At 62.3% G+C, this 20439-nt stretch carries 23 protein-coding genes and 1 riboswitch; of the genes, 11 read left to right on the plus strand and 12 right to left on the minus strand.

Features of this window, described 5'->3' with window-relative positions:
- Nucleotides 1-8: 8 nt before the first annotated feature.
- From fahA to KHO33_RS30930, 3 genes are read right to left on the minus strand one after another with little or no spacing between them, the layout of a single operon-like run.
- Entirely contained in the window at nucleotides 9-1337 is a 1329-nt protein-coding gene (gene fahA, locus KHO33_RS30920; RefSeq protein ID WP_200563719.1) for a fumarylacetoacetase, read from the minus strand.
- Nucleotides 1334-2680, minus strand: coding sequence for a homogentisate 1,2-dioxygenase (hmgA, locus tag KHO33_RS30925; protein ID WP_200563721.1), 1347 nt, complete (start codon nucleotides 2678-2680; stop codon nucleotides 1334-1336). Before hmgA ends, fahA begins: the two co-directional genes overlap by 4 nt.
- Nucleotides 2681-2727: 47 nt before the next feature.
- Complete coding sequence (locus tag KHO33_RS30930) at nucleotides 2728-4092, minus strand: MFS transporter (protein ID WP_200563723.1); 1365 nt, start codon at nucleotides 4090-4092, stop codon at nucleotides 2728-2730.
- 354 nt (nucleotides 4093-4446) lie between these two features.
- Between KHO33_RS30930 and KHO33_RS30935 the strand changes: the two genes are divergently transcribed.
- A complete protein-coding gene (locus tag KHO33_RS30935) occupies nucleotides 4447-5280 on the plus strand; it encodes an EAL domain-containing protein (RefSeq protein WP_054040989.1) in 834 nt (277 codons plus the stop codon).
- Between the two features lie 45 nt (nucleotides 5281-5325).
- On the opposite strand, the gene KHO33_RS30940 is transcribed toward KHO33_RS30935, so the two are convergent.
- Nucleotides 5326-6111: an IclR family transcriptional regulator gene (locus KHO33_RS30940; protein WP_054040926.1), complete on the minus strand. Its 786-nt coding sequence runs from the start codon at nucleotides 6109-6111 to the stop codon at nucleotides 5326-5328.
- 104 nt (nucleotides 6112-6215) lie between these two features.
- Between KHO33_RS30940 and KHO33_RS30945 the strand changes: the two genes are divergently transcribed.
- Nucleotides 6216-7406 (plus strand): acyl-CoA dehydrogenase, encoded by a 1191-nt coding sequence (locus KHO33_RS30945; RefSeq protein WP_054040928.1) that lies wholly within the window; start codon nucleotides 6216-6218, stop codon nucleotides 7404-7406.
- A gap of 157 nt (nucleotides 7407-7563) precedes the next feature.
- Here the strand turns inward: KHO33_RS30945 and KHO33_RS30950 are convergent, their stop codons facing one another.
- Nucleotides 7564-8202 (minus strand): peroxiredoxin, encoded by a 639-nt coding sequence (locus tag KHO33_RS30950; protein WP_054040929.1) that lies wholly within the window; start codon nucleotides 8200-8202, stop codon nucleotides 7564-7566.
- A 342-nt stretch (nucleotides 8203-8544) separates the two neighbouring features.
- On the opposite strand from KHO33_RS30950, the gene KHO33_RS30955 reads away from it, so the two are divergent.
- The 3 genes from KHO33_RS30955 to KHO33_RS30965 all read left to right on the plus strand — a co-directional run bounded on the left by KHO33_RS30955 (nucleotide 8545) and on the right by KHO33_RS30965 (nucleotide 9998).
- Nucleotides 8545-8847 carry a DUF883 family protein gene (locus tag KHO33_RS30955; protein ID WP_028198798.1) on the plus strand — a complete coding sequence of 101 codons (303 nt, stop codon included), beginning with the start codon at nucleotides 8545-8547 and terminating at the stop codon, nucleotides 8845-8847.
- Nucleotides 8848-8987: 140 nt separating this feature from the next.
- A complete protein-coding gene (locus tag KHO33_RS30960) occupies nucleotides 8988-9374 on the plus strand; it encodes a phage holin family protein (protein ID WP_093644691.1) in 387 nt (128 codons plus the stop codon).
- 144 nt (nucleotides 9375-9518) lie between these two features.
- Complete coding sequence (locus tag KHO33_RS30965; protein ID WP_200563725.1) at nucleotides 9519-9998, plus strand: DUF3318 domain-containing protein; 480 nt, start codon at nucleotides 9519-9521, stop codon at nucleotides 9996-9998.
- A gap of 113 nt (nucleotides 9999-10111) precedes the next feature.
- Here KHO33_RS30965 and KHO33_RS30970 read toward each other — a convergent pair whose 3' ends face one another.
- From KHO33_RS30970 to glyA, 7 genes are all read right to left on the minus strand, one after another.
- The gene (locus tag KHO33_RS30970) at nucleotides 10112-10543 is read right to left on the minus strand and encodes a type IV pilin protein (RefSeq protein ID WP_200563727.1); all 432 of its coding nucleotides are present in this window, start codon (nucleotides 10541-10543) and stop codon (nucleotides 10112-10114) included.
- A 10-nt stretch (nucleotides 10544-10553) separates the two neighbouring features.
- Nucleotides 10554-11084 (minus strand): pilus assembly PilX family protein, encoded by a 531-nt coding sequence (locus KHO33_RS30975; protein ID WP_200563729.1) that lies wholly within the window; start codon nucleotides 11082-11084, stop codon nucleotides 10554-10556.
- Between the two features lie 47 nt (nucleotides 11085-11131).
- Nucleotides 11132-11941, minus strand: coding sequence for a PilW family protein (locus KHO33_RS30980; RefSeq protein WP_234480467.1), 810 nt, complete (start codon nucleotides 11939-11941; stop codon nucleotides 11132-11134).
- A complete protein-coding gene (locus tag KHO33_RS30985) occupies nucleotides 11938-12396 on the minus strand; it encodes a type IV pilus modification PilV family protein (RefSeq protein WP_268963358.1) in 459 nt (152 codons plus the stop codon). Before KHO33_RS30985 ends, KHO33_RS30980 begins: the two co-directional genes overlap by 4 nt.
- Nucleotides 12393-12959, minus strand: a complete 567-nt coding sequence (locus KHO33_RS30990; protein ID WP_407946205.1) for a GspH/FimT family pseudopilin — start codon at nucleotides 12957-12959, stop codon at nucleotides 12393-12395. The genes KHO33_RS30985 and KHO33_RS30990 overlap by 4 nt, the downstream gene beginning before the upstream one ends.
- Before the next feature lie 199 nt (nucleotides 12960-13158).
- Entirely contained in the window at nucleotides 13159-13641 is a 483-nt protein-coding gene (gene nrdR / locus KHO33_RS30995) for a transcriptional regulator NrdR (protein ID WP_027799387.1), read from the minus strand.
- Between the two features lie 6 nt (nucleotides 13642-13647).
- Nucleotides 13648-14895 (minus strand): serine hydroxymethyltransferase, encoded by a 1248-nt coding sequence (gene glyA, locus KHO33_RS31000; RefSeq protein ID WP_054040940.1) that lies wholly within the window; start codon nucleotides 14893-14895, stop codon nucleotides 13648-13650.
- A gap of 166 nt (nucleotides 14896-15061) precedes the next feature.
- A riboswitch (ZMP/ZTP riboswitch) is annotated at nucleotides 15062-15170 on the minus strand.
- Between the two features lie 238 nt (nucleotides 15171-15408).
- Here glyA and ydfG point away from each other — a divergent pair.
- The 6 genes from ydfG (at nucleotide 15409) to tolB (ending at nucleotide 20420) form a co-directional block, all read left to right on the plus strand.
- Nucleotides 15409-16155 (plus strand): bifunctional NADP-dependent 3-hydroxy acid dehydrogenase/3-hydroxypropionate dehydrogenase YdfG, encoded by a 747-nt coding sequence (ydfG, locus tag KHO33_RS31005; protein ID WP_200563730.1) that lies wholly within the window; start codon nucleotides 15409-15411, stop codon nucleotides 16153-16155.
- A gap of 70 nt (nucleotides 16156-16225) precedes the next feature.
- Nucleotides 16226-16705 (plus strand): tol-pal system-associated acyl-CoA thioesterase, encoded by a 480-nt coding sequence (gene ybgC, locus KHO33_RS31010; protein WP_054040942.1) that lies wholly within the window; start codon nucleotides 16226-16228, stop codon nucleotides 16703-16705.
- 156 nt (nucleotides 16706-16861) lie between these two features.
- Nucleotides 16862-17539, plus strand: coding sequence for a protein TolQ (tolQ, locus tag KHO33_RS31015; RefSeq protein ID WP_012431821.1), 678 nt, complete (start codon nucleotides 16862-16864; stop codon nucleotides 17537-17539).
- A 10-nt stretch (nucleotides 17540-17549) separates the two neighbouring features.
- Nucleotides 17550-17993: a protein TolR gene (gene tolR / locus KHO33_RS31020; RefSeq protein ID WP_054040944.1), complete on the plus strand. Its 444-nt coding sequence runs from the start codon at nucleotides 17550-17552 to the stop codon at nucleotides 17991-17993.
- Nucleotides 17990-18988 carry a cell envelope integrity protein TolA gene (gene tolA / locus KHO33_RS31025; RefSeq protein WP_200563732.1) on the plus strand — a complete coding sequence of 333 codons (999 nt, stop codon included), beginning with the start codon at nucleotides 17990-17992 and terminating at the stop codon, nucleotides 18986-18988. The genes tolR and tolA overlap by 4 nt, the downstream gene beginning before the upstream one ends.
- Nucleotides 18989-19127: 139 nt before the next feature.
- Nucleotides 19128-20420, plus strand: a complete 1293-nt coding sequence (tolB, locus tag KHO33_RS31030; RefSeq protein WP_200563734.1) for a Tol-Pal system beta propeller repeat protein TolB — start codon at nucleotides 19128-19130, stop codon at nucleotides 20418-20420.
- Nucleotides 20421-20439: the final 19 nt, after the last annotated feature.

Below are 20439 nucleotides of genomic sequence, written 5' to 3' on the forward strand. Positions count from 1 at the left end.
CCTCTGCTCTACTTCCGCGCCGGCAGAATCTCCCCAACACACGTGCCGAAGCCCACACGATACCCATCACCCTGGCACCATCCGGCGAGCGTCAGTTCGTCGCCGTCTTCGATAAACCCGCGTGTGCCACCTTCCTTCAACTCGAACGGATTCTTGCCGTTCCAGGTGGACTCGAGCAGGCTGCCGCATGAGTCGGCGGTCGGGCCGCTGATCGTGCCCGAACCCATCAGATCGCCAACCCGCGTGTTGCAGCCCGATACCGTGTGATGCGCGAGCTGTTGCGCCATCGTCCAGTACATGTGCTTGAAGTTGGTCCGCGAGATCGTGGTGGCCTGCTTTGCCGTCTGCGGCCGCAGCGTCACTTCCAGCGAGATGTCGAACGCGTGCCTGCCCTCGTGGCGCAAGTAGGTCAACGGCTGCGGCTCCTGCACCGGCTGCTCGACACGGAACGGTTCGAGCGCGTCGAGCGTCACGATCCACGGCGAGATCGTGGTCGCGAATGACTTCGCGTTGAACGGACCGAGCGGCACGTATTCCCATTGCTGGATATCGCGCGCGCTCCAGTCGTTCAGCAACACCATGCCGAAGATGTGCGCTTCGGCATCGGCACAGGCAATCGGCTCACCCAGTGTATTGCCGCTACCGATCACGAAACCCGTCTCCAGTTCGATATCCAGCTTGCGGCATGCGCCGAACACCGGACGTTCCTGATCCGGCAGTTTCAACTGGCCGTTAGGACGCCGCACCGGCGTGCCGCTCACCACTACCGACGATGCGCGTCCGTTGTAGCCGATCGGCATTTCGGACCAGTTCGGCAACAGCGCATTCTTCGGGTCGCGGAACATCGAACCGACATTCGTCGCGTGCTCTTTCGACGAATAGAAATCCGTGTACCCCGGGATCTGCACCGGCAGATGCAGTTCCGCATCGGACTGACGCACCAGGGCTTTCGCACGCAAGGCGGAGTCGTCGCGCAAGGTCGAGTTGTCCCGCGCCAGCAGATTGCTCAACTGGATGCGCACACTGCGCCATGCGTCGCGGCCAAGCGAGATGAAATCGTTGAGGGTGTCCTGCTCGAACGCCCGGTCCTTCGTTGCAATCGATTGATCCGCCGAGGCAGTCGGGAGCTTGAGCAAGCCGGCAGACTGGAGAACCCTCAGATCGACAATCTCATCGCCAATCGCAACACCCACGCGGCGCGCGTCGTTGTTCTTATCGCTGAAAATACCGAACGGCAGATTCTGGATCGAAAAATCGTTGGTCGAATCGTTAGCCGACTCGACCCAGCTCTTGCGCGACGGATCGAGCGTCGCCTGAAGATCGCTCAATGCGCTCATCGTTGCTCCGGGTTGAAGTGTTTCTTGAGACCTTGCCAGCACTCGTAGTAATTCGCCTGCAGTTGCGCGGTTTCGAGCGCGAAACGGGTCGGCTTGATCAGCGTGCGCGTTTCGAACATGAAGGCCATCGTGTCGCCGACTTTCTTCGGTGTGGACGTATCGCCATGCGACGCTTTCTCGAAGGTGTCCGCGTCCGGCCCATGACCCGACATGCAGTTATGCAGACTCGCGCCGCCCGGCACGAAACCCTCCGCCTTCGCGTCGTACACACCATGCACGAGGCCCATGAATTCGCTCGCGACGTTGCGATGGAACCAGGGCGGGCGGAACGTATCTTCGGCCGCGAGCCAGCGCGGCGGGAAGATCACGAAGTCGATCGTGTCGACGCCCGGCGTATCGCTTTGCGATTGCAGCACCAGAAAGATCGACGGGTCCGGATGGTCGAAGCTGATCGAGCCAATCGTGTTGAAGCGGCGCAGATCGTATTTGTACGGCGCGTAATTGCCATGCCACGCGACCACATCGAGCGGTGAATGGCCGATGTCCGCGCGCCACAGGTTGCCGTTCATCTTGGCGACGAGTTCGAAGTCGCCTTCGCGGTCTTCATACGCGGCATGCGGCGTGAGGAAATCGCGCGGGTTGGCGAGGCCGTTCGAGCCGATCGGGCCGAGGTCCGGCAGACGCAGCAGCGCACCGAAGTTCTCGCAGATATAGCCGCGCGCGGCGCCGTCCGGCAGGTTCACCGCGAAGCGCACGCCGCGCGGGATCACCGCGATCTCGAATGGCTCGACATCGAGCCGGCCCATTTCGGTGGCGATATGCAGGCGGCCTTCCTGCGGCACGATCAGCAATTCGCCGTCGGCGTTGTAGAAGAAGCGATCCTTCATCGAGCGGTTCGCCGCGTACAGATGGATCGCGCAACCGTTCATCGCTTCGGCTGAGCCGTTGCCCGCCATCGTTATCCAGCCGTCGACGAAATCGGTCGGCTCGGTGGGCATCGGCAGTGCGTCCCAACGCAACTGGTTAGGCGGCGTAGGCGGTACCTCGGCGAAGTTGGCGACGAGCCGCTCCGAGGGCAGCAGCGTGAACGGCTTGTGAACGGCCGCCGGACGAATCCGGTACAGCCACGAACGGCGGTTATGGCCGCGCGGCGCGGTGAACGCGGTGCCCGACAGTTGCTCGGCGTACAGGCCATAGGCCGCGCGTTGCGGCGAGTTGCGGCCTTCGGGCAGCGCTCCCGGCAAAGCCTCCGTGGCGAATTCGTTCGCGAATCCCGACTGATAGCCCGGCTCGATTTCGAGTCGCGAGCTGGCGGTATTCGGCGTGCGTGTTGGGGTATCCATGCAAGGTTCTCCGTTGATACTTGATCTGTCGACGTGCGCTGTCTGTCTCAGGCCGTCCGCGGCTCGGATGGGCTGCCGCGTTGCCGCGTGGCAGCGGCCAGCGCGATCACCAGCAACGCGGAGCACAGCACCGGTACAGCAGCTGCATGAAACAGCGATTCATTCGACCAGTTCAGCGCGATCAGTTGTCCGCCGACCAGCGGCCCGATCACCGAACCGATACGCCCGATGCCGAGGCTCCAGCCGATCCCTGTGGAACGCAGCGTGGTCGGATAAAAATGGCCGGCCAGCGCGTTGACCGCCGGCTGTCCGCCGACCACGCAGAAGCCGCCCGCGAATACGACAAGCAACAGCCACGGTAGCGCATGCGCGACCGTTCCGATGGTGCCGACCGCCAGCGCCGCGCCCGCGAAACACACGAACAGCACGCGTACAAAACCAAAGCGCTCGATGAACCAGCCGAGCAGCAACGTGCCCACCACGCCGCCCGTCTGCAATACGGTGCCGACGATCACCGCCGTGCCTGGCGAGTAACCGGCATCGCGCATGACGGTGGGCAGCCAGTTCGACAGGAAGTAAAGATCGATCAGGTTCATGAAGCTGATCGCCCACAGAATCAGCGTGACCGGGCCACGGCCCGAGCGGAACAGTTCGGCAACCGGCGCGCCGCCGTTGCCCTTCTCACGCACAACGATACGTGTATTTACGTCGATCGGCAGCGCCGGATTGAACTTCGCGAGCCAGCGCAACGCGCGATCGCTGCGCCCTTTGAGGACCAGAAACTGCAGCGACTCCGGCAATGCCGCCAGCATCGCGAACGCGAGCAGCAAGGGCACAGCGCCGCCCACCCAGAACACCGCACGCCAGCCGTACGCGGGGATCAGCGCCGCGCTGACGAAACCACCTAATGCCGCGCCCAGCGTGAAGCCGCACGACACCAGCATCATGCGCTTGACGCGATGCGCGGGGGTCGAGAATTCGCCGACCAGCGCCATGGCATTCGGCATGATGCAGCCGAGCCCGAGACCCGTGATGAAGCGCAGCGTGATCAATGCGGGGATCGTCTCAACGAAGGGCGTGGCCAGCATCGATAGCGCGAAGAAAAACGTCGCGCCAATCAATACCGGACGCCGGCCAATGCGGTCGGCCAGCACCGACAAGCCCAACGCACCCAGCAACATGCCGAACAGACTGGCGCTGAACACGGGCCCGAGCGCCGCCTTCGAGACATGCCATTCACCGATCACGCTCGGCGCGACGTAGCCCATCGCTTGCGCGTCGAAGCCGTCGATCACGAGGCACAGCCCGCATAGCGCGAGCAGCATCAACTGGAATGCCGGGTGATGCGTTTCGCCGAGCACGCGCTCGACTTCGATCACATTGGCGGCGGCCACGGCCGGTTTGGCGCTCATTGGGTCGTCCCCTCGTCCTGACTGGATTTGTTTGGGTTTGGTCGCGGCGCGCGCTCGGTCGGCCTGCGGTCAGGAACCACGCCCTTTCCGGCAAAGGAGACACAAACACGCTCGCCATCGCAGCCGCGCTGCAATTTACGTATAGTAAAACGAATTACGTATAGTGAAATTAACGTATACCCTGGAAACTTGTCGCGAAAGCCGCAGCAGCCTGTACTGACAAGCGTTCGGCGGATAACGTTATGAGCATTTTGTTCAAGTGCGCGCGGCGCGGACTGCTACCATCAGTGCATGCGGCAACCGAGTCGCGTTGCCGAGCGCCGAGTGCGCACCTATCGCCATCCATTCGCCTACATGATTCCGCCGACCATCCCCAACCTGATTGCACGCGCCGCCGATCACCCATTTCTCGGCGAACATCTGGTGATGGGAACCGGCGTGCACAGCGATGTCGCGCTGGCGCAATTCGGCGGCGTCGAACTCGCCAGTGCCTATGAGCCGATCTTCGATATCAGCGTGCATGCGTTGGCGCAGTCGTTGTCGTCGGGCGCCGAGGGCGTGGATCGTTTCGGCGATGAGCTCGGGTTCCAGGCGGTCACGCAGCGTCTCGACGGTGCGCCCTTCGATGCCTTCGATCCCTTCGACCATATCGCCGACGATCAGGAACTGGTCGCGCTCGACCGTATGTCACGCGCGCTGCACGCCATCAATTTCTTCGGCGCGCAACGGCACGGGCTGCTCTTTCTGCGCGTGCACGAGCGTCTGCTCAAGAGCGTCAAGTACGACCATGGACTGCATTTCTCGAGCGTGCTGCTGTCATTCGGGCTGAACCCGTCGCGGGTGGTGATCGAGTTGCCGGCGGCCGCGGTCGCGCATAAGACATTCCTCGGCTATCTGACCACGAGCTATCAGCGCTACGGCTTCAAGGTGGCGGGGAATCTTTCGAACGCGGGGCAGATTCTGTCGGTGTCGGAAACGGCGCGGCTCGACTTCATCAAGATGGATGCGGCGGTCGCGTTGCGCGACGCAATGGTGAAGCCGCTAGTCGGCTACGCAAGCCGGTTGCGGGTTCCGCTGATCTTCAATCGGGTGATGGATGAGCCGCAGTTCCTCGCGCTGCAGCAGTACGACGTGCGCTTCGTGCAAGGGCCGTTATTCACCGCGCATTATCACGATCGGGCCGTGTGAGTATTTATCGCGCTGACGCTGCGCAGCGCAGCGCGGGCCGGTACTTCAGCCGGTATCGCCTAATCGCCGCGCCAACGCCTTCAGCCGCGGCGCGACGCTCTCCCGGAACACCTCCTCTCCCATCGACGACGCCGGCCCGCTGCAACTGAGCACGAGCCAGCGGCCTTCGCGCGGCTCGCGAAACGGCACCGCAACCGCGTTCACGTCGTCATGCCATGCGCGGAACGAATAGCAGCAGCGCTCCTCGGTGAAGGCTTCGATTTCCTTTTCGGCATCGGCCAGCAACGCGGCGCCCTCTTTGCCCGCCAACTTCTTAAGCTCGACCAGCAAGGCGGCGCGCACGTCCAATGGCTGCACCGCCAGATACGCGCGCCCCATCGAACTGGTCAGCATCGACAGTTTCGAGCCCGAGGCGAGTCCGAGCGTCAGCGCGGTTTCACTGCGGATCGTCTCGAGATAAATCATGTCGAGGCCGTCACGGCATCCAAGCGACACCGCCGCGCCCACTTCGCGCGCGAAAGTGCGCATGTGCGGACGCGCGAGTTCGAGCGTGTCGGTGCCCGAGAGCAGCGCGAAACCAAGCGACAGCACACCGGCGTCCAGCGCATATTTACCCAGCGTTTCGTCGAGCCGCAGATAGCCGAGCACGGTCAGCGTGTAGGCCAGACGGTTGACGGTTGCCTTCGGCAAGCCCGTGCGTTCGACGAAATCACGATTGCCGAGCATCGTTTCGCCCGGCTTGAACGCGCGCAGCAAATCCAGCCCGCGTGCGAGGGCGACGACAAATTTGCGCTCGTCGAGCGGTTCGGAGAGAGTGGATACGGGCGTCATGTGGTGATACACTCGGGCGTGGTTTGCAAAACATTGTTTCGCATAGCGGAACTTAAGTCAAGCTCGAACACGTTCAAGTCAAGCAGGAAATCAGGAGATACGTCATGGCAGAGGCCGCGCAGTTTCACTGGGAAGACCCGCTGCTGCTGGATCAGCAGCTCACCGAAGACGAACGCATGGTGCGCGACGCCGCCGCCGCGTACTCGCAGGACAAGCTGCAGCCGCGCGTGCTCGAAGCGTTCCGTCACGAGAAGACCGACATCGAGATCTTTCGCGAGATGGGCGAGCTCGGCCTGCTCGGCCCGACGATTCCTGAGCAATACGGCGGCCCCGGTCTGAACTACGTGGCGTACGGTCTGATCGCGCGTGAAGTGGAGCGCGTCGATTCCGGCTACCGGTCGATGATGTCGGTGCAGTCGTCGCTCGTCATGGTCCCGATCTACGAATTCGGCTCGGAAGCGCAAAAGCAGAAGTACCTGCCGAAGCTCGCCACCGGCGAATGGATCGGCTGCTTCGGCCTGACCGAACCGAACCACGGCTCCGATCCGGGCAGCATGATCACGCGTGCGAAGAAGGTGGACGGCGGCTATTTGCTGTCCGGCGCGAAGATGTGGATCACCAATTCGCCGATCGCCGACGTGTTCGTCGTGTGGGCCAAGCTCGAAGAGGACGGCAAGGATTCGATCCGCGGCTTCATTCTCGAGAAGGGCTGGAAAGGGCTGTCCGCACCGACCATCCATAGCAAGGTGGGCCTGCGTGCGTCGATCACCGGCGAGATCGTGCTCGACGAAGTGTTCGTGCCGGAAGAAAACCGCTTCCCCGAAGTCAGTGGCTTGCGCGGTCCGTTCACCTGCCTGAACTCGGCGCGCTACGGTATTGCCTGGGGTGCGCTCGGCGCGGCGGAAGCGTGCTGGCACACGGCGCGTCAGTACGTGCTGGATCGCAAACAGTTCGGCCGGCCGCTCGCCGCGAACCAGTTGATCCAGAAAAAGCTCGCCGACATGCAAACCGAAATCACGCTCGGCCTGCAAGGCGTGCTGCGTCTCGGCCGTATGAAAGATGAAGGCACGGCCGCCGTCGAAATTACGTCGATCATGAAACGCAACTCGTGCGGCAAGGCGCTGGACATCGCACGGCTCGCGCGCGACATGCTCGGCGGCAACGGTATCTCGGACGAGTTCGGCATCGCGCGCCATCTGGTCAATCTGGAAGTCGTGAACACGTATGAAGGCACGCACGACATTCACGCGCTGATTCTCGGGCGCGCGCAGACAGGGATTCAGGCGTTTTTCTGATGCACTGAGATGAGTGCTTCGATGGCGGCGTTTCGTGCTGGCCGCTGAGTGGAAAATCGAAAAGTAGAAAAGGAAAGGCCGGTTCTTTTTGAACCGGCCTTTTTTCGTTGCACCGCCGCGTCGCAGCTAGCGGGGCGCTTCGTGACGCATCAGCCGCTTACTTGTTCGGCTGCGGCGTCAGACGCAGGTACGGGCGCAGGGCCTTGTAGCCCTTCGGGAATTTCTGCTTGATGACTTCTTCGTCTTTCAACGACGGCACGATCACCACGTCGTCGCCCTGCTTCCAGTTGCCGGGCGTAGCGACCGAGTGGCTGTCGGTGAGTTGCAGCGAGTCGATCACGCGCAGCACTTCATCGAAGTTGCGCCCGGTGCTGGCCGGGTAGGTAATGGTCAAACGCACTTTCTTTTTCGGATCGATCACGAACAGCGACCGGACCGTGAAGGTTTCACTGGCGTTCGGGTGGATCATGTCGTAAAGCTCAGCGACCTTGCGATCGCCGTCGGCGAGAATCGGGAAGCCGACGTTGGCGGCTTGCGTCTCGTTGATGTCCTTGATCCATTCCTTGTGCGACTCGGCGCTGTCGACCGACAAGGCAATCGTCTTCACATTGCGCTTCTCGAATTCACCGGCCAGGTTCGCCGTCAGACCCAGCTCGGTCGTGCAGACCGGCGTGAAGTCAGCGGGGTGCGAGAACAGCACGCCCCAACTATCGCCCAGCCAGTCGTGGAACTTGATGCGGCCGACACTCGACTCCTGTTCGAAATCCGGTGCGATATCGCCAAGACGTAGACTCATATTGCAGCTCCTTGATTGTATTCGGACGTTCCGCGCGAGCATTCGCCCGCGACGCGCAGCAAAAATACAGCATACGGGAGTGACAGTGAACAACTAACCAACATCGCGTCACTACTTTATGCGTTTTTGTAATTTTCACCGATTTAGTGGAAACTTTGCGGGACAGATCAACTCCATCTTAAGCAAACTTTGCAGCACTGTGCCGCAAGGGTGGAGTTTTTAAGACTTTGCTTCAACCAGGAACGGTTCGTGCGGTTGTTTTCATGAATCGAGCGCTGCGCTCGCCAGCGGCCGTTTCTTTGGTTACGATTCACGCGTGGCGTGAGACGAAGGGAGCTGTCAATGTCGGAAGTCAACAAGGAGAGATTGATGTCGGATATCAAAACCGTCCTCGCGGACGCTGAAGATTTGCTGAAACAGGCCGCGAGCGCTACTGGCGAGCGCGCTTCGGAACTGCGTGAAACGGCGCTTACGCGCCTGAAGCAGGCTAAGGAAAAGGCGGCTGACGTGCAGGTCGTGGTGGTCGAAAAAGGCAAGAAGGCCGCACGCGCCACCGACGACTACGTGCATGAGCATCCGTGGGCATCCATCGGCATCGCCGCGGGCGCCGGCGTACTGCTCGGGCTGTTGATCAACCGCAAGTAACACTGGTGAGGCTGCCGGGGCGAATCCGCATCCGGCACATCAGCGAATCGAGTTGACCGGCGCACGTCTGGCCGGTCCGCTTCTTTTGGCGCGCTCGTTTTCACGCGCCGGTTAGGTATTCACGCGCAACGCCCAAAGCCATGACGATCGAAACACAATCGCAGCACGGCGAACATAGTCCGTTGCGCCGTATCATTGGATCCGTGTTTGCCATTTTGCAAACACGGCTTGAACTGGTCGGCATTGAGCTCGCCGAAGAAAAAGACCGTCTGCTCGGCGTACTGTTCCTCGGCCTCGCGGCCATGATGCTCGCCACGATGGCCTTGATCGCATTGACGGCACTGGTCGCCATCGCGTTCTGGGACACCTACCGGTGGCAAGCGCTCGCCGGCATCACGGTGGTTTATGCCGTTGCGGGAATCGCCTGTGCACTGAAAGCGCGCAGCGGTTTGCGCAATGCTCCCATGGTGTTCGAAGCCACCCTTGCTGAGTTCGAAAAAGACCGCGACGTGTTCCGCAAACCGTGACGCCGTGACGCAACAGGCATAACGGGCTCACGGGCGGACCTCAAATGCCCGGCGCCTTCGAAGTGACTTCGCCAATACCTCGAGCTACCTCGAGCGATTTGCTGCACAGTTTTACTGCCCCACCTCCACTGCCGCCGACACGCCATGAGCCAAACCCATTCCGATACCGCATTCCGCAACAAACGCCACCAGGTCAGAGATCTGAGTGCGCCGCACCTGCGAGCGCTACGCAAGGAACTGCTGCTGGTACGCGCGGATGTCGAGCGCATGGAACTCGCTCAGGCGACCATCGAATTGCGGCAGGCCGTCACGCATTTCAGCTGGCTCAAATTCATTCTGCCGGGCTTCGGCGGCATGCGCGTGGGCCGCGGATCGAAGGCGAGCTTCCTCAATGCAGGAAGCATCGGCGCGCTCCTCAAACAGTATCCGCTCGTCAGTTCGATCGCCTCGCTGCTGTTGGCGAAGCCGCTGCGCGCGACCATTGCAGCAGGTGCAAAACCCGCACTCAAATGGGGCAGCCTTGCGCTTGCCGGCTGGGAAGCGTATCGAATCTGGAAGCAGATAAAGAATGATTCCGCCGCGTCTGCCGGCAACAAGGAAGAGACTGTTGACAGCGGGTACTGAGCGGGGACCGTCGATCGATCTCCCTGCGTGCGCCTTGCAGCAGTAGCTTGTCGCCTGCCTCAAAGGCACTAGCGCGCCTCAACTCGCCAACTCGCGTTCTGCAGTAGCGGTCCCTAGCTCGTATTCCAACACTCGCCACTTGCCGGCGCTGTACCGTTTGCGCCGCTTCTGTTGCCTCGCAACCCTGTCGCATCCAGAGTGAAGGTGCCGCAGGCGTCATCCCGCATAGGGCCGGTTTCGCTCGGCACGGCCTCTACCGAATAACCACCGTTTGCATCGTCTGCCGGTAGCACTTGCAACCGGTAGATCGTTGTGCCGAACTGCGGAGCCCGATCCAGACCTGGCGGCAATGTCGCTGGGCCGTCGCTTGCCGATCCCTCGACGAATTGCGCCGCGCGATAAAGCGCGGACGCAGCGTCGACCCGATGTGTTCGCGCGACATGGCTCCGATACGATGGCACGGCAAACACGAGCAGCGTGGCGGCTATTGCCAGCACGATCATCAGTTCCAGTAGCGTGAATGCGGATGTGCGCGGTCTCGCCATAAACCTCCCGTCAAAATGGGTGTGCGGCAACGCGACGCCAATGGCGCTCGATCTGCTCGCCTGCGATCACGAGCTCCATCTGCAACCACACCTGCGACTCTCTGGTCCGGCCGAAGCCACGCGCAGTCAGTAAATAAGCTCGGGCATCGCCGCGTGTATCCAGACGCCACCCTTCGATCAAACATTGCGGCGCACGCAGCGATCCGGGCCATTGCGCGACGGGTGTGACGGCCCCGGCTTCAAAGGCGGCTTCATGCTTCCATTGCGTCGGCTCACCGGGTGAGAGCGACGCCACTGGCAGCGGCTCGAGAGCTGCCGCGGCGACGACGCTCCGGGCGCATAAGGTCAGCGCCGAATCCGCGGCATGAAATGCCTGCAGATAGTCGCGCACGTTGTTCGCGCCGCGCGCCGCTGCAAGCGATGTCTCGAACCAGGCCGCGGAGGTGGCCAACATCATCGCGGAAATCAGTAGGACGATCGGCAGGACGGTGCCGCTATTGCGAACGCGTGAGTGACGCCCAGTGCGGATAAGACGTGTCATATGTTTCGACGACGCGCGGCGGTGCGTTGGATTGCAAAGTCCTATGGTCATAGGAGATCCTCCGCGCGATTGCGTATCGCCACGCGCCGCCAGAAAGCCTGCCGCGGCCGCATGTCGGCACCTAGAGCGCTCGCGCCATCGCAATCGACGTAGCGCACACGCCGTCCTTGCGGCGCTCCCCGGACGAGCACACAGAGATCGACCGCAACGATCTTTGCCCATTGGCCGTCCGTCACCGCCGATGCATCCAATGCGGCCAGCCCACCGGCCAGCCAGTACCTGAATCGCACGCGCTCGACGCCTTCGACCAACGGTTGCGCGGCCCCCACCTTGCCGTTGCCTTCGCAATAGAGCTCCGGCTCACCCGTCGACCCGCTGACTCTCGCGAAGTATCGATTGACCACCACCACGCCCTGCCCGCCGAGTGCCGCGTTGCTGTTCGTTACAGCCTGGCCGAGACAGTCGGTCGTTTGGCCGGTCGCTGACGGCCACGTCGAAACGTTGTCCCCAACATAACGAACGACGATGCCGTCCGAGCGAGCCTGTAATGCCTCGCAAGCAACGCTGTCGTCCGCGCCGGTCGGGCGGCCACCCGAACAACCGAACAACGGCGGCGGGCTATTGAACCTCACGACGTCCGCAGGCACGAAGCCGGCCATTTGAATTTGCTGGCCCATCAGCGTAAGCGCGCTGAGGCCGGCTTCGCGGATCCGCATCGCATCGCCCGCGCGCTCGAACACGTTACGCTGCGTTGAATAAAGCGCGACCGTACCGGCGGTCACCACCAGCCCCAACGCAATTGCGATCACGAACTCGACGAGCGTTTGCCCACGCGCGATAACCATACGCTGCTTCATTTCGCGAACGCCAGCACAATGCATGAGGAGCCCTTGGGGACATCCGCATTACCGCACGATTCGGGCTTGTCGATGACATCGTCGGCACGGGGTGAATCACGCAGGGCCGTCCACGTGACACGTGCGGCGGATACACCGCCGCGCTCCCCTACCGACGCCTCACCATGCGGCAACAAGACCGTTGCACGCGCGCTCAATTGCCTGATCGCAGAATCGCCTGCCGAAGGCTCGCGCATTACTTCGGCAACGGAATCGGCTATCCATACTGCGTGCTCGCGCATTGCCATCGCGCGGGCTTCGCGCGCAGTCCACAATTGACCGGCGATCAGCCCGAGCGCCGTCACTGCCATCAAGGCAACGGCCAGCATCACTTCGATCAGCGAACTACCCCTATGCCTCGTTGGGTGCGTTGCTGCGCAGTTGCGTGCCCATGAATTCGACGGATACCGGCTCACGATGCCGCTCCACACGCGCCCTCGACAATCCGCGCGCGCCCGCCCGCCGCGATGCGGATGCAGCGCCGCCACTTGTCGCCTTGCGTCGCTTTCGACGGCACGCGTGGCGCGATCTCAAAGCTGCGAAAGGTGCCGATCAGCTGCCCCGCCGGCGGCGTAAACGTAAGATTTGTCTGCGTCCCGGTGATGCTGACTGCTGCGAGCAAAGGATGTGCGCGCAGTAGTGAGAGCGTGCCACCCCGTTCGGCCAATACAGCCCAGCCACACGACCAGTCCGTGACGCCGTTGCCACAAGCTTGCCCTGCGGCAAGACAATGCCGTGCCGCGTCGATCCGGCACACGGTGACGCGAGCACCGCGGCGCAATGCCTCGCTGCGCGCATAGGCGAGCGTGGAAACAAGCGCTTTCGCACGTGCGTCAACCTGGTCCCGCAGATGCCACGCAACGAATGACGGTGTCGCCATGACCGTGATTATCGCCAGCAACGCGACAACAGCCAGTGTTTCAACAAGCGTAAAGCCGTGGCGCGGCCGCAAACAGACTGCATCCCATTTCATCTGCATCCCTGATCGTTTCAAAGCATGCAGCCAATCTAGCGATTCACAAGCGGGTCAACAATCGGCCGAATGGCCAGGTGGCGCTCGGACGCTATCCCGCGCAAAAATGCACGCGTGACGAACCATAACGGGAGCGGAGATACAGATGCGCGAACCTACGCAGCGGAAAACAGAGCCTGGCGCGCAACTTCAGGCGCGACAGCAATCAGCGCTTGCGGGACGGCTTGGGAGGAGAAGAGGCGCGGCGAAATTCTTCGATCACGTCCTCGAATTCGGAGACGTCTTCGAAGCGCCGGTAGACAGAGGCGAAACGAACATAGGCAATCGTATCGAGCGCACGCAACTCGTTCATCACGAGTTCGCCGAGGCGCTCGCTGCGCACCTCGCGCTCGCCACTGCCGAGCAGTTGATACTCGATGCGGGCGACGGCGGCGTCGATCGCGTCCGCAGCCACCGGGCGCTTGCGCAGCGCCAGTTGCATGCTTGCGACGATCTTGCGGCGATCGAATTCCGTGCGGCTGCCATCCTTCTTGACGACCGACGGCAACGCCAGCTCGACCCGCTCATACGTCGTGAAACGTTTGTCGCAGGCCGGGCAGCGGCGGCGCCGGCGGATCGTCGCACCGTCTTCGGATACGCGGGAATCCACAACTTGCGTATCGGCGTGACGGCAGAAGGGGCAGTGCATGGCGGCTTAGCGGTAGACCGGGAAGCGCTGGGTCAGCTCGGCGACTTGCGCGCGCACACGTTCGATCGTGGCAGCGTCTTCCGGGTTGTCCAGCACATCGGCAATCAGGTTACCTACCTGTTCCGCTTCCTTCACGCCAAAGCCGCGCGTGGTCATGGCCGGCGAGCCGAGACGCACACCGCTCGTGACGAACGGCTTTTCCGGGTCGTTCGGAATCGCGTTCTTGTTGACCGTGATGTGCGCCGCGCCGAGCGCCGCTTCCGCTGCCTTGCCGGTGATCTTCTTCGCGCGCAGGTCGACCAGCATCACGTGGCTTTCAGTGCGGCCCGAAACGATACGCAGGCCACGCTTGACCAGCGTTTCAGCCAACACGCGCGCGTTCTCGACGACCTGCTGCTGATACACCTTGAACTCCGGCGACAGTGCTTCCTTGAACGCGACGGCCTTGCCGGCGATCACGTGCATCAGCGGACCACCTTGAATGCCCGGGAAAATTGCCGAATTGATCTGCTTTTCGAACTCGGCCTTCATCAGGATCACGCCGCCGCGCGGGCCGCGCAGGCTCTTGTGCGTGGTGGTGGTGACGAAATCGGCGTGCGGCACCGGGTTCGGATAGACGCCAGCGGCGACGAGGCCGGCATAGTGCGCCATGTCGACCATGAAATACGCGCCGACCGACTTGGCGATCTTCGACATCCGTTCGAAATCGATGCGCAGCGAAAACGCCGACGCGCCGGCCACGATCAGCTTCGGCTTGTGTTCCTGAGCCAGCTTCTCAGCAGCGTCGTAGTCGATGTCTTCGGCTTCGTTGAGGCCATAGCTCACCACGTTGAACCACTTGCCCGACATGTTGACCGGCGAACCGTGCGTGAGGTGACCGCCGTGCGCGAGGCTCATGCCCATGATCGTGTCGCCCGGCTTGAGCATGGCGAAGAACACACCCTGGTTCGCCTGCGAACCGGAGTTCGGCTGCACGTTGGCGGCTTCGGCGCCGAACAGTTGCTTCACGCGGTCGATCGCCAGTTGCTCGGCGACGTCGACATATTCGCAACCGCCGTAGTAACGCTTGCCCGGATACCCTTCGGCGTACTTGTTGGTGAGTTGCGAGCCTTGCGCAGCCATCACGGCCGGGCTCGTGTAGTTTTCCGACGCGATCAGTTCGATGTGCTCTTCCTGACGGCGGTTTTCCTGCTCGATGACCTTCCAGAGTTCAGGATCGACGTTGGCGATGGTGCTTTGGGCTCTATCAAACATACGGATTCCGTTGAGTGTGTGCAGGTTGACCGGATCGTGCGCCGAATCTTGCGTAGAGGGTACGCAGCGCTGCTGGCGGCTGGGCCAGCCCTGACGTGGCGGATGGAGAGTCGCCGCACACGCGAGGCAGGACAGCCACCGTCAGCGCAGATCAATGCGCGCGGATCACGGCTGCCCAGGCGAACGGCAAAACGGCTCCCTGCGCTTCACGGTGGGTTGCTCCACCTTGAACCCGATTGCTCGAATCGGTTCTATCGCCAGTCACGCAGGGATGAGCGCGTTAGTTTATTGGAAGAGGATCGAATAGGCAACCGGCTTCCTGTGGGGCCGGCGTTCGCTCGCGAAGCCGGTCCTGGCGCCGCTGCGAGCGGCGCACAAACGTCTGATGAAAACGTGCGCGGAACCCGCGCCGCGGCGCTGCGGCAGCCGCTGGTCCGGCTGGTTCATCCTTGCCGCAGCGCCGCATTGGAAGTAGGCTTGGGGCCTTTCTCTCTTACCGACCAGGGAACTGCAATGATCGTGTTCGTCACCGGAGCGTCCGCAGGATTCGGCGCCGCTATCGCCCGTGCTTTCGTCAAGGGCGGCCATCGTGTCGTCGCCACCGCGCGCCGCAAGGACCGCCTGCAGGCGCTCGCCGACGAGCTCGGCGACGCCCTTCTGCCGTATGAGCTCGACGTGCGCGACCGCGCCGCCGTCGAGGCCGTGCCGGCTTCGCTGCCCGCCGATTTCGCCGCACTCGACGTGCTCGTCAATAACGCCGGCCTCGCGCTCGGCGTCGAGCCGGCGCAAAAGGCAAGCCTGGACGAATGGAACACCATGATCGAGACCAACTGCACGGGCCTCGTGCAGGTCACGCATGCACTCCTGCCCGGCATGGTGGAGCGCAACCGCGGCCACATTTTCAATCTGGGCTCGGTGGCCGGCCGCTGGCCGTACGCGGGTGGCAACGTCTACGGCGCCACCAAGGCGTTCGTGCGTCAGTTCAGCCTGAATCTGCGCGCCGATCTGGCCGGCACCGCACTGCGCGTGACCGACATCGAGCCGGGCCTGTGCGGCGGCACGGAGTTCTCGAACGTGCGTTTCCGCGGGGACGACGAAAAAGCGGCCAACGTGTACCAGAACGTGCAACCGCTGACGGCGGAAGATATCGCCGACTCGATCTACTGGATCGCCACGCGTCCGGCGCACGTCAATATCAACACGATCGAACTGATGCCGGTAGCCCAATCTTTCGCCGGTTTGACGATTCATCGCGGCTGAAATTGCCGCTGAGGCCCGCCAGACGGGGCGCACATCTTGAAACAGACCTCAGGGTGTGCGTTCCGGTAAAATGCGCGGCATGAATATGTCGACCAGCCAGCCCGGCACGGAAATCGGCTTCACGTGGCCAATCCGCGTGTACTACGAAGATACCGACGCCGGCGGCATCGTGTTTTACGCGAATTATCTGAAGTTTTTCGAACGTGCGCGCACCGAATGGCTACGCGCGTGCGGCGTCGACCAGAACCGTCTCGCCGAAGAAGCGGGTGCAATCTTCATCGTGCGCAGCACCGCAGTCGACTATCGGGCACCGGCCCGGCTCGACGATGTCGTTAAAGTGGTGAGCCGAATCGAACGCCTTGGCCGCGCGTCTGTCGATTTTGCGCAGGAAGCGTGGCGGGACGGCACGCTGCTTGCTACCGGTTCCATCCGGGTCGGCTGCGTCGACCGCATTGCGCTGCGGCCGGCTGCGATTCCTCCACCGGTTCTCGCGGCATTGCGGCGCGGGCCGGGCGTGAACGACGGTGGCATGTCAACGGACAACGACTGAACCCCGTTGTTACGGGGCCAGTGAACTCGTATCGATCAAGCAACACAAAGCATGGTTCGGCTTGCAATATCGCCGATGCTTCCGTTTTGCTCACGGCAAGCTTCGAGTGGCCTTGCAAGCCGGACGCCCCCTTCCGGGACGTTAAAACGAACCTTTATGAACACTACACAAGATCTGTCGATCGTTTCTCTCGTACTCAATGCGAGCCTGCTGGCGCAGGCCGTCATGGCGCTGCTGCTTCTGCTGTCGCTATTGTCGTGGACTTTCATCTTCCGCAAGTGGTTTGCGATCCGCCGGGCGCGCGCGCAAACTGAACGCTTCGAACGCGACTTCTGGTCGGGCGGCGACCTGCAGGCGCTCTATCAGAGCGCCGCGAACAACCGCCACACGATCGGCGCACTGGAACGGATTTTCGAGTCCGGTATGCGCGAATTTCTGAAGGGCAAGGAAAAGCGCCTGAACGATTCAGGCGCGATTCTCGACGGCGCACGCCGCGCCATGCGCGCCGCGTTCCAGCGTGAAATGGACGTGCTCGAGGCAAATCTGGCGTTTCTCGCGTCGGTTGGCTCGGTCAGCCCGTATATCGGTCTGTTCGGCACGGTTTGGGGGATCATGAACGCGTTCCGCGGCCTCGCCAACGTGCAGCAGGCTACGCTTGCGAACGTAGCGCCAGGCATTGCCGAAGCGCTGACCGCCACCGCAATCGGCCTGTTCGCTGCGATTCCGGCCGTGGTCGCCTACAACCGCTACGCACACGACATCGACCGTCTGGCGATCCGCTTCGAGACCTTCATCGAAGAGTTCTCGAACATTTTGCAGCGTCAGGCACAGTAAGGAGTCCACGATGGCAGGTTCTTCCTCCAGCATGCGCGGCTCCCGTCAGCGCCGCGCGATGGCCGATATCAACGTCGTGCCGTACATCGACGTGATGCTCGTGCTACTCGTGATCTTCATGGTGACCGCGCCGCTCGTCGCCCCGTCGATCGTCAATCTGCCGACCGTCGGCGGCGCCGCGCCTCAGCAGCAAACCCCGCCGGTGATCGTCAATATTCGCGCAGACGGCAATATGAGCGTCAAATACAAGGACGACGCGGGCGCGCAGCAGCAGGAAGACATGACCAAGGCCGATCTGCATGGCTTTATCTCGGACCGCGCGCAGTCGCACCCTGACCAGCCTGTCGTGATCGCCGCCGACAAGACCGTGAAGTACGAAGTCGTAATGAACGTGATGTCCGAGTTGAAGGCTCAGGGTGTCAAGCGCGTTGGATTGCTCGTCAAATCACAATGATCCGCAAGAATTCCGAATACCCGCTTCAGCCGCCGCGTGAACGCGGCACCTGGCGAGCCTTTGTGTTCGCCCTGGTGATGCACGCGCTGCTGGGGTTCTTCCTGTATCACGGCATTCAATGGCAGAACAGCACGCCCGAAGGCGCGGAAGCAGAACTGTGGACCGAGGTGCCGGACTCGGCGATTCCGCGCCTGCCCCCGCCGCCGCCCGTGCCTGTCGCCCCTGCCCCGCCGCTGCCGGATGAGCAGGCCGATATCGCGCTACAGGAAAAGAAACGCCAGCAGCAGGAAGCGGCCCGTCAGGCGCAACTGGCCGAGCAGCTGCGTCAGCAGAAACTGCAAGCCCAGCAGGAAGCCGAAGCGAAGCGCCAGCAGCAACTGGCGGCCGATCAGGCTGCGCAAAAAGCCGCGGCTGCCAAGCAGAAACAATTGCAACAACAGCAACAGCAGCAAGCCGACAAGCTGAAACAACAGCAATTGGCCGATCAGCAAAAGCAGCAGCAGCAGCAGGAACAGCAGAAACAGGCCGACGCTGAAGCGCAGAAGAAGGCCGATGCGCAGAAAGCGGCGAAGGCCAAGGCGCAGGCCGATGCTGCGGCACAAGCCAAGAAGCTGGATGCGGAACGTCGTGCGCGGCTTGCCCAGATGCAAGGTTCGGCAGGCGCGCCAGGTTCGACCGGCAATGGTCTCGCGAAGAGCGGCACGGGTAGCGGCTCGGGTGGCACGGCGACATCGCCGGGTTACGCGGACAAGGTGCGTCGTGTGGTGCGCCCGAACATCTCGTGGGGTGGCGAAACGGAAGGTCTCGAGACCGTCATCTCCGTGCGCTGCTCGCCGACAGGCACGCTGCTGGACGCGCAGATCTCCCATAGCAGCGGCAATTCGGCCTGGGACGATGCGGCACTGCGGGCCGTCCAGCGTTCGAATCCGATGCCTCAGGACATCGACGGGAAAACGCCGACCAGCTTCAAGATTACGTTGCGCCCGGCAGGTTGATTGCAACAGTTTGACAGTCCGTTGACAGCAGACGCCGCGCCCCGCCCAGCGCGGCGTGCCTGGGAACGAATTAGTTGTTTTCGGGTCTCTCTGCTGTCATGAAGTGTTAGTAAAACCGTTTTTGGGGAAACCATTCAGCATGAGTTTGATGACCAAGCTAGGCCTGCGGACACTCGTAGCATCGTGTTTGATCGCCGTCGGCGGCGCCGCCCACGCACAACTCAACGTCCTCGTGACAGGCGTCGGGTCCACCCAGTTTCCGATCGCAACGGCGAATTTCGCCAATGAAGCGAACTCGCCGCAGCAGGTCAGTACGATCGTGCGTCAGGATCTGCAACGCAGCGGCAAATTCACGAATATCGACGCGGGCAGCACGCCGATCGCGGAAACCGATTCCGTCGACCTCGGCAGCTGGAAGGCCAAGGGCGCCAATGCGTTCGTCTCGGGCAGCGTGAACCGTTTGCCGAACGGCCAGTACGAAGTGCGCTTCAAGCTGTACGACACCGTCAAGGGCGAAAGCCTGGGTGGCCTCGTGCTGGTGAGTCCGGAAAGCGGCTTGCGCATGAGCGCGCACAAAGTCGCGGACTACATCTACGCGAAGCTGATGGGCGGCCGCGGCGTGTTCGCCACGCGCCTCTCGTACGTCATCAAGACCGGTGGCCGTTATCAGTTGCAGATCTCCGATTCGGACGGCCAGGACGCGCACATCGCGCTGTCGAGCCCCGAGCCGATCATCTCGCCGGCATGGTCGCCTGACGGCACCAAGGTCGCTTACGTTTCGTTCGAAAAGAAGAAGCCGATCGTCTATATCCACGACCTGCCTACGGGCCGTCGCGTGGTCGTATCGGACCAGAAGGGTAACAACAGTGCGCCGGCGTGGTCGCCGGATGGACGCACGCTGGCCGTCGCGCTCTCACGCACCGGCAACACGCAGATTTTCGCCGTCAATGCAGACGGCAGCGGCCTGCGGCGCCTGACGCAAGGCAGTTCGATCGACACCGAACCGTGCTTCTCTCCTGACGGCCAGTCGATCTATTTCACCAGTGACCGTGGTGGTCAACCGCAGATCTACAAGATGTCGGCCCAGGGCGAGAACACCGGCGCCGCGCAACGCGTGACCTTCACGGGCAGCTACAACACCAGCCCGCGCGTCAGCCCGGACGGCAAGCAGCTCGCCTATATCTCGCGCGTCGGCGGCGGCTTCAAGCTGTATATCCAGGACCTGCAAGGCAACACGGCAACGGGTCTGACGGACACCACACATGACGAATCGCCGAGCTTCGCGGCGAACGGTCAGTACATTCTTTACGCCACAGAGGTGAACGGCCGTGGCGTGTTGGCCGCAGTATCGACCGACGGTCGCACTCGGCAGGTCCTGTCCGTTCAGGGTGGCAGCGTACGCGAGCCATCCTGGGGCCCGTTTATGCAGTAACGTTCATGCAACAACACAA

This window comes from Paraburkholderia nemoris (genome assembly GCF_905221015.1).
In the GTDB taxonomy this organism is placed as follows: domain Bacteria; phylum Pseudomonadota; class Gammaproteobacteria; order Burkholderiales; family Burkholderiaceae; genus Paraburkholderia; species Paraburkholderia nemoris.

What these genes read in the sequence shown, in the direction of transcription:
- fahA (WP_200563719.1), bottom strand. Translation starts at nt 1,337, where the DNA reads ATGAGCGCATTGAGCGATCTTCAGGCGACGCTCGATCCGTCGCGCAAG.
- hmgA (WP_200563721.1), bottom strand. Translation starts at nt 2,680, where the DNA reads ATGGATACCCCAACACGCACGCCGAATACCGCCAGCTCGCGACTCGAA.
- KHO33_RS30930 (WP_200563723.1), bottom strand. Translation starts at nt 4,092, where the DNA reads ATGAGCGCCAAACCGGCCGTGGCCGCCGCCAATGTGATCGAAGTCGAG.
- KHO33_RS30935 (WP_054040989.1), top strand. Translation starts at nt 4,447, where the DNA reads ATGATTCCGCCGACCATCCCCAACCTGATTGCACGCGCCGCCGATCAC.
- KHO33_RS30940 (WP_054040926.1), bottom strand. Translation starts at nt 6,111, where the DNA reads ATGACGCCCGTATCCACTCTCTCCGAACCGCTCGACGAGCGCAAATTT.
- KHO33_RS30945 (WP_054040928.1), top strand. Translation starts at nt 6,216, where the DNA reads ATGGCAGAGGCCGCGCAGTTTCACTGGGAAGACCCGCTGCTGCTGGAT.
- KHO33_RS30950 (WP_054040929.1), bottom strand. Translation starts at nt 8,202, where the DNA reads ATGAGTCTACGTCTTGGCGATATCGCACCGGATTTCGAACAGGAGTCG.
- KHO33_RS30955 (WP_028198798.1), top strand. Translation starts at nt 8,545, where the DNA reads ATGTCGGAAGTCAACAAGGAGAGATTGATGTCGGATATCAAAACCGTC.
- KHO33_RS30960 (WP_093644691.1), top strand. Translation starts at nt 8,988, where the DNA reads ATGACGATCGAAACACAATCGCAGCACGGCGAACATAGTCCGTTGCGC.
- KHO33_RS30965 (WP_200563725.1), top strand. Translation starts at nt 9,519, where the DNA reads ATGAGCCAAACCCATTCCGATACCGCATTCCGCAACAAACGCCACCAG.
- KHO33_RS30970 (WP_200563727.1), bottom strand. Translation starts at nt 10,543, where the DNA reads ATGGCGAGACCGCGCACATCCGCATTCACGCTACTGGAACTGATGATC.
- KHO33_RS30975 (WP_200563729.1), bottom strand. Translation starts at nt 11,084, where the DNA reads ATGACACGTCTTATCCGCACTGGGCGTCACTCACGCGTTCGCAATAGC.
- KHO33_RS30980 (WP_234480467.1), bottom strand. Translation starts at nt 11,941, where the DNA reads ATGAAGCAGCGTATGGTTATCGCGCGTGGGCAAACGCTCGTCGAGTTC.
- KHO33_RS30990 (WP_407946205.1), bottom strand. Translation starts at nt 12,959, where the DNA reads ATGCAGATGAAATGGGATGCAGTCTGTTTGCGGCCGCGCCACGGCTTT.
- nrdR (WP_027799387.1), bottom strand. Translation starts at nt 13,641, where the DNA reads ATGCACTGCCCCTTCTGCCGTCACGCCGATACGCAAGTTGTGGATTCC.
- glyA (WP_054040940.1), bottom strand. Translation starts at nt 14,895, where the DNA reads ATGTTTGATAGAGCCCAAAGCACCATCGCCAACGTCGATCCTGAACTC.
- ydfG (WP_200563730.1), top strand. Translation starts at nt 15,409, where the DNA reads ATGATCGTGTTCGTCACCGGAGCGTCCGCAGGATTCGGCGCCGCTATC.
- ybgC (WP_054040942.1), top strand. Translation starts at nt 16,226, where the DNA reads ATGCGCGGCATGAATATGTCGACCAGCCAGCCCGGCACGGAAATCGGC.
- tolQ (WP_012431821.1), top strand. Translation starts at nt 16,862, where the DNA reads ATGAACACTACACAAGATCTGTCGATCGTTTCTCTCGTACTCAATGCG.
- tolR (WP_054040944.1), top strand. Translation starts at nt 17,550, where the DNA reads ATGGCAGGTTCTTCCTCCAGCATGCGCGGCTCCCGTCAGCGCCGCGCG.
- tolA (WP_200563732.1), top strand. Translation starts at nt 17,990, where the DNA reads ATGATCCGCAAGAATTCCGAATACCCGCTTCAGCCGCCGCGTGAACGC.
- tolB (WP_200563734.1), top strand. Translation starts at nt 19,128, where the DNA reads ATGAGTTTGATGACCAAGCTAGGCCTGCGGACACTCGTAGCATCGTGT.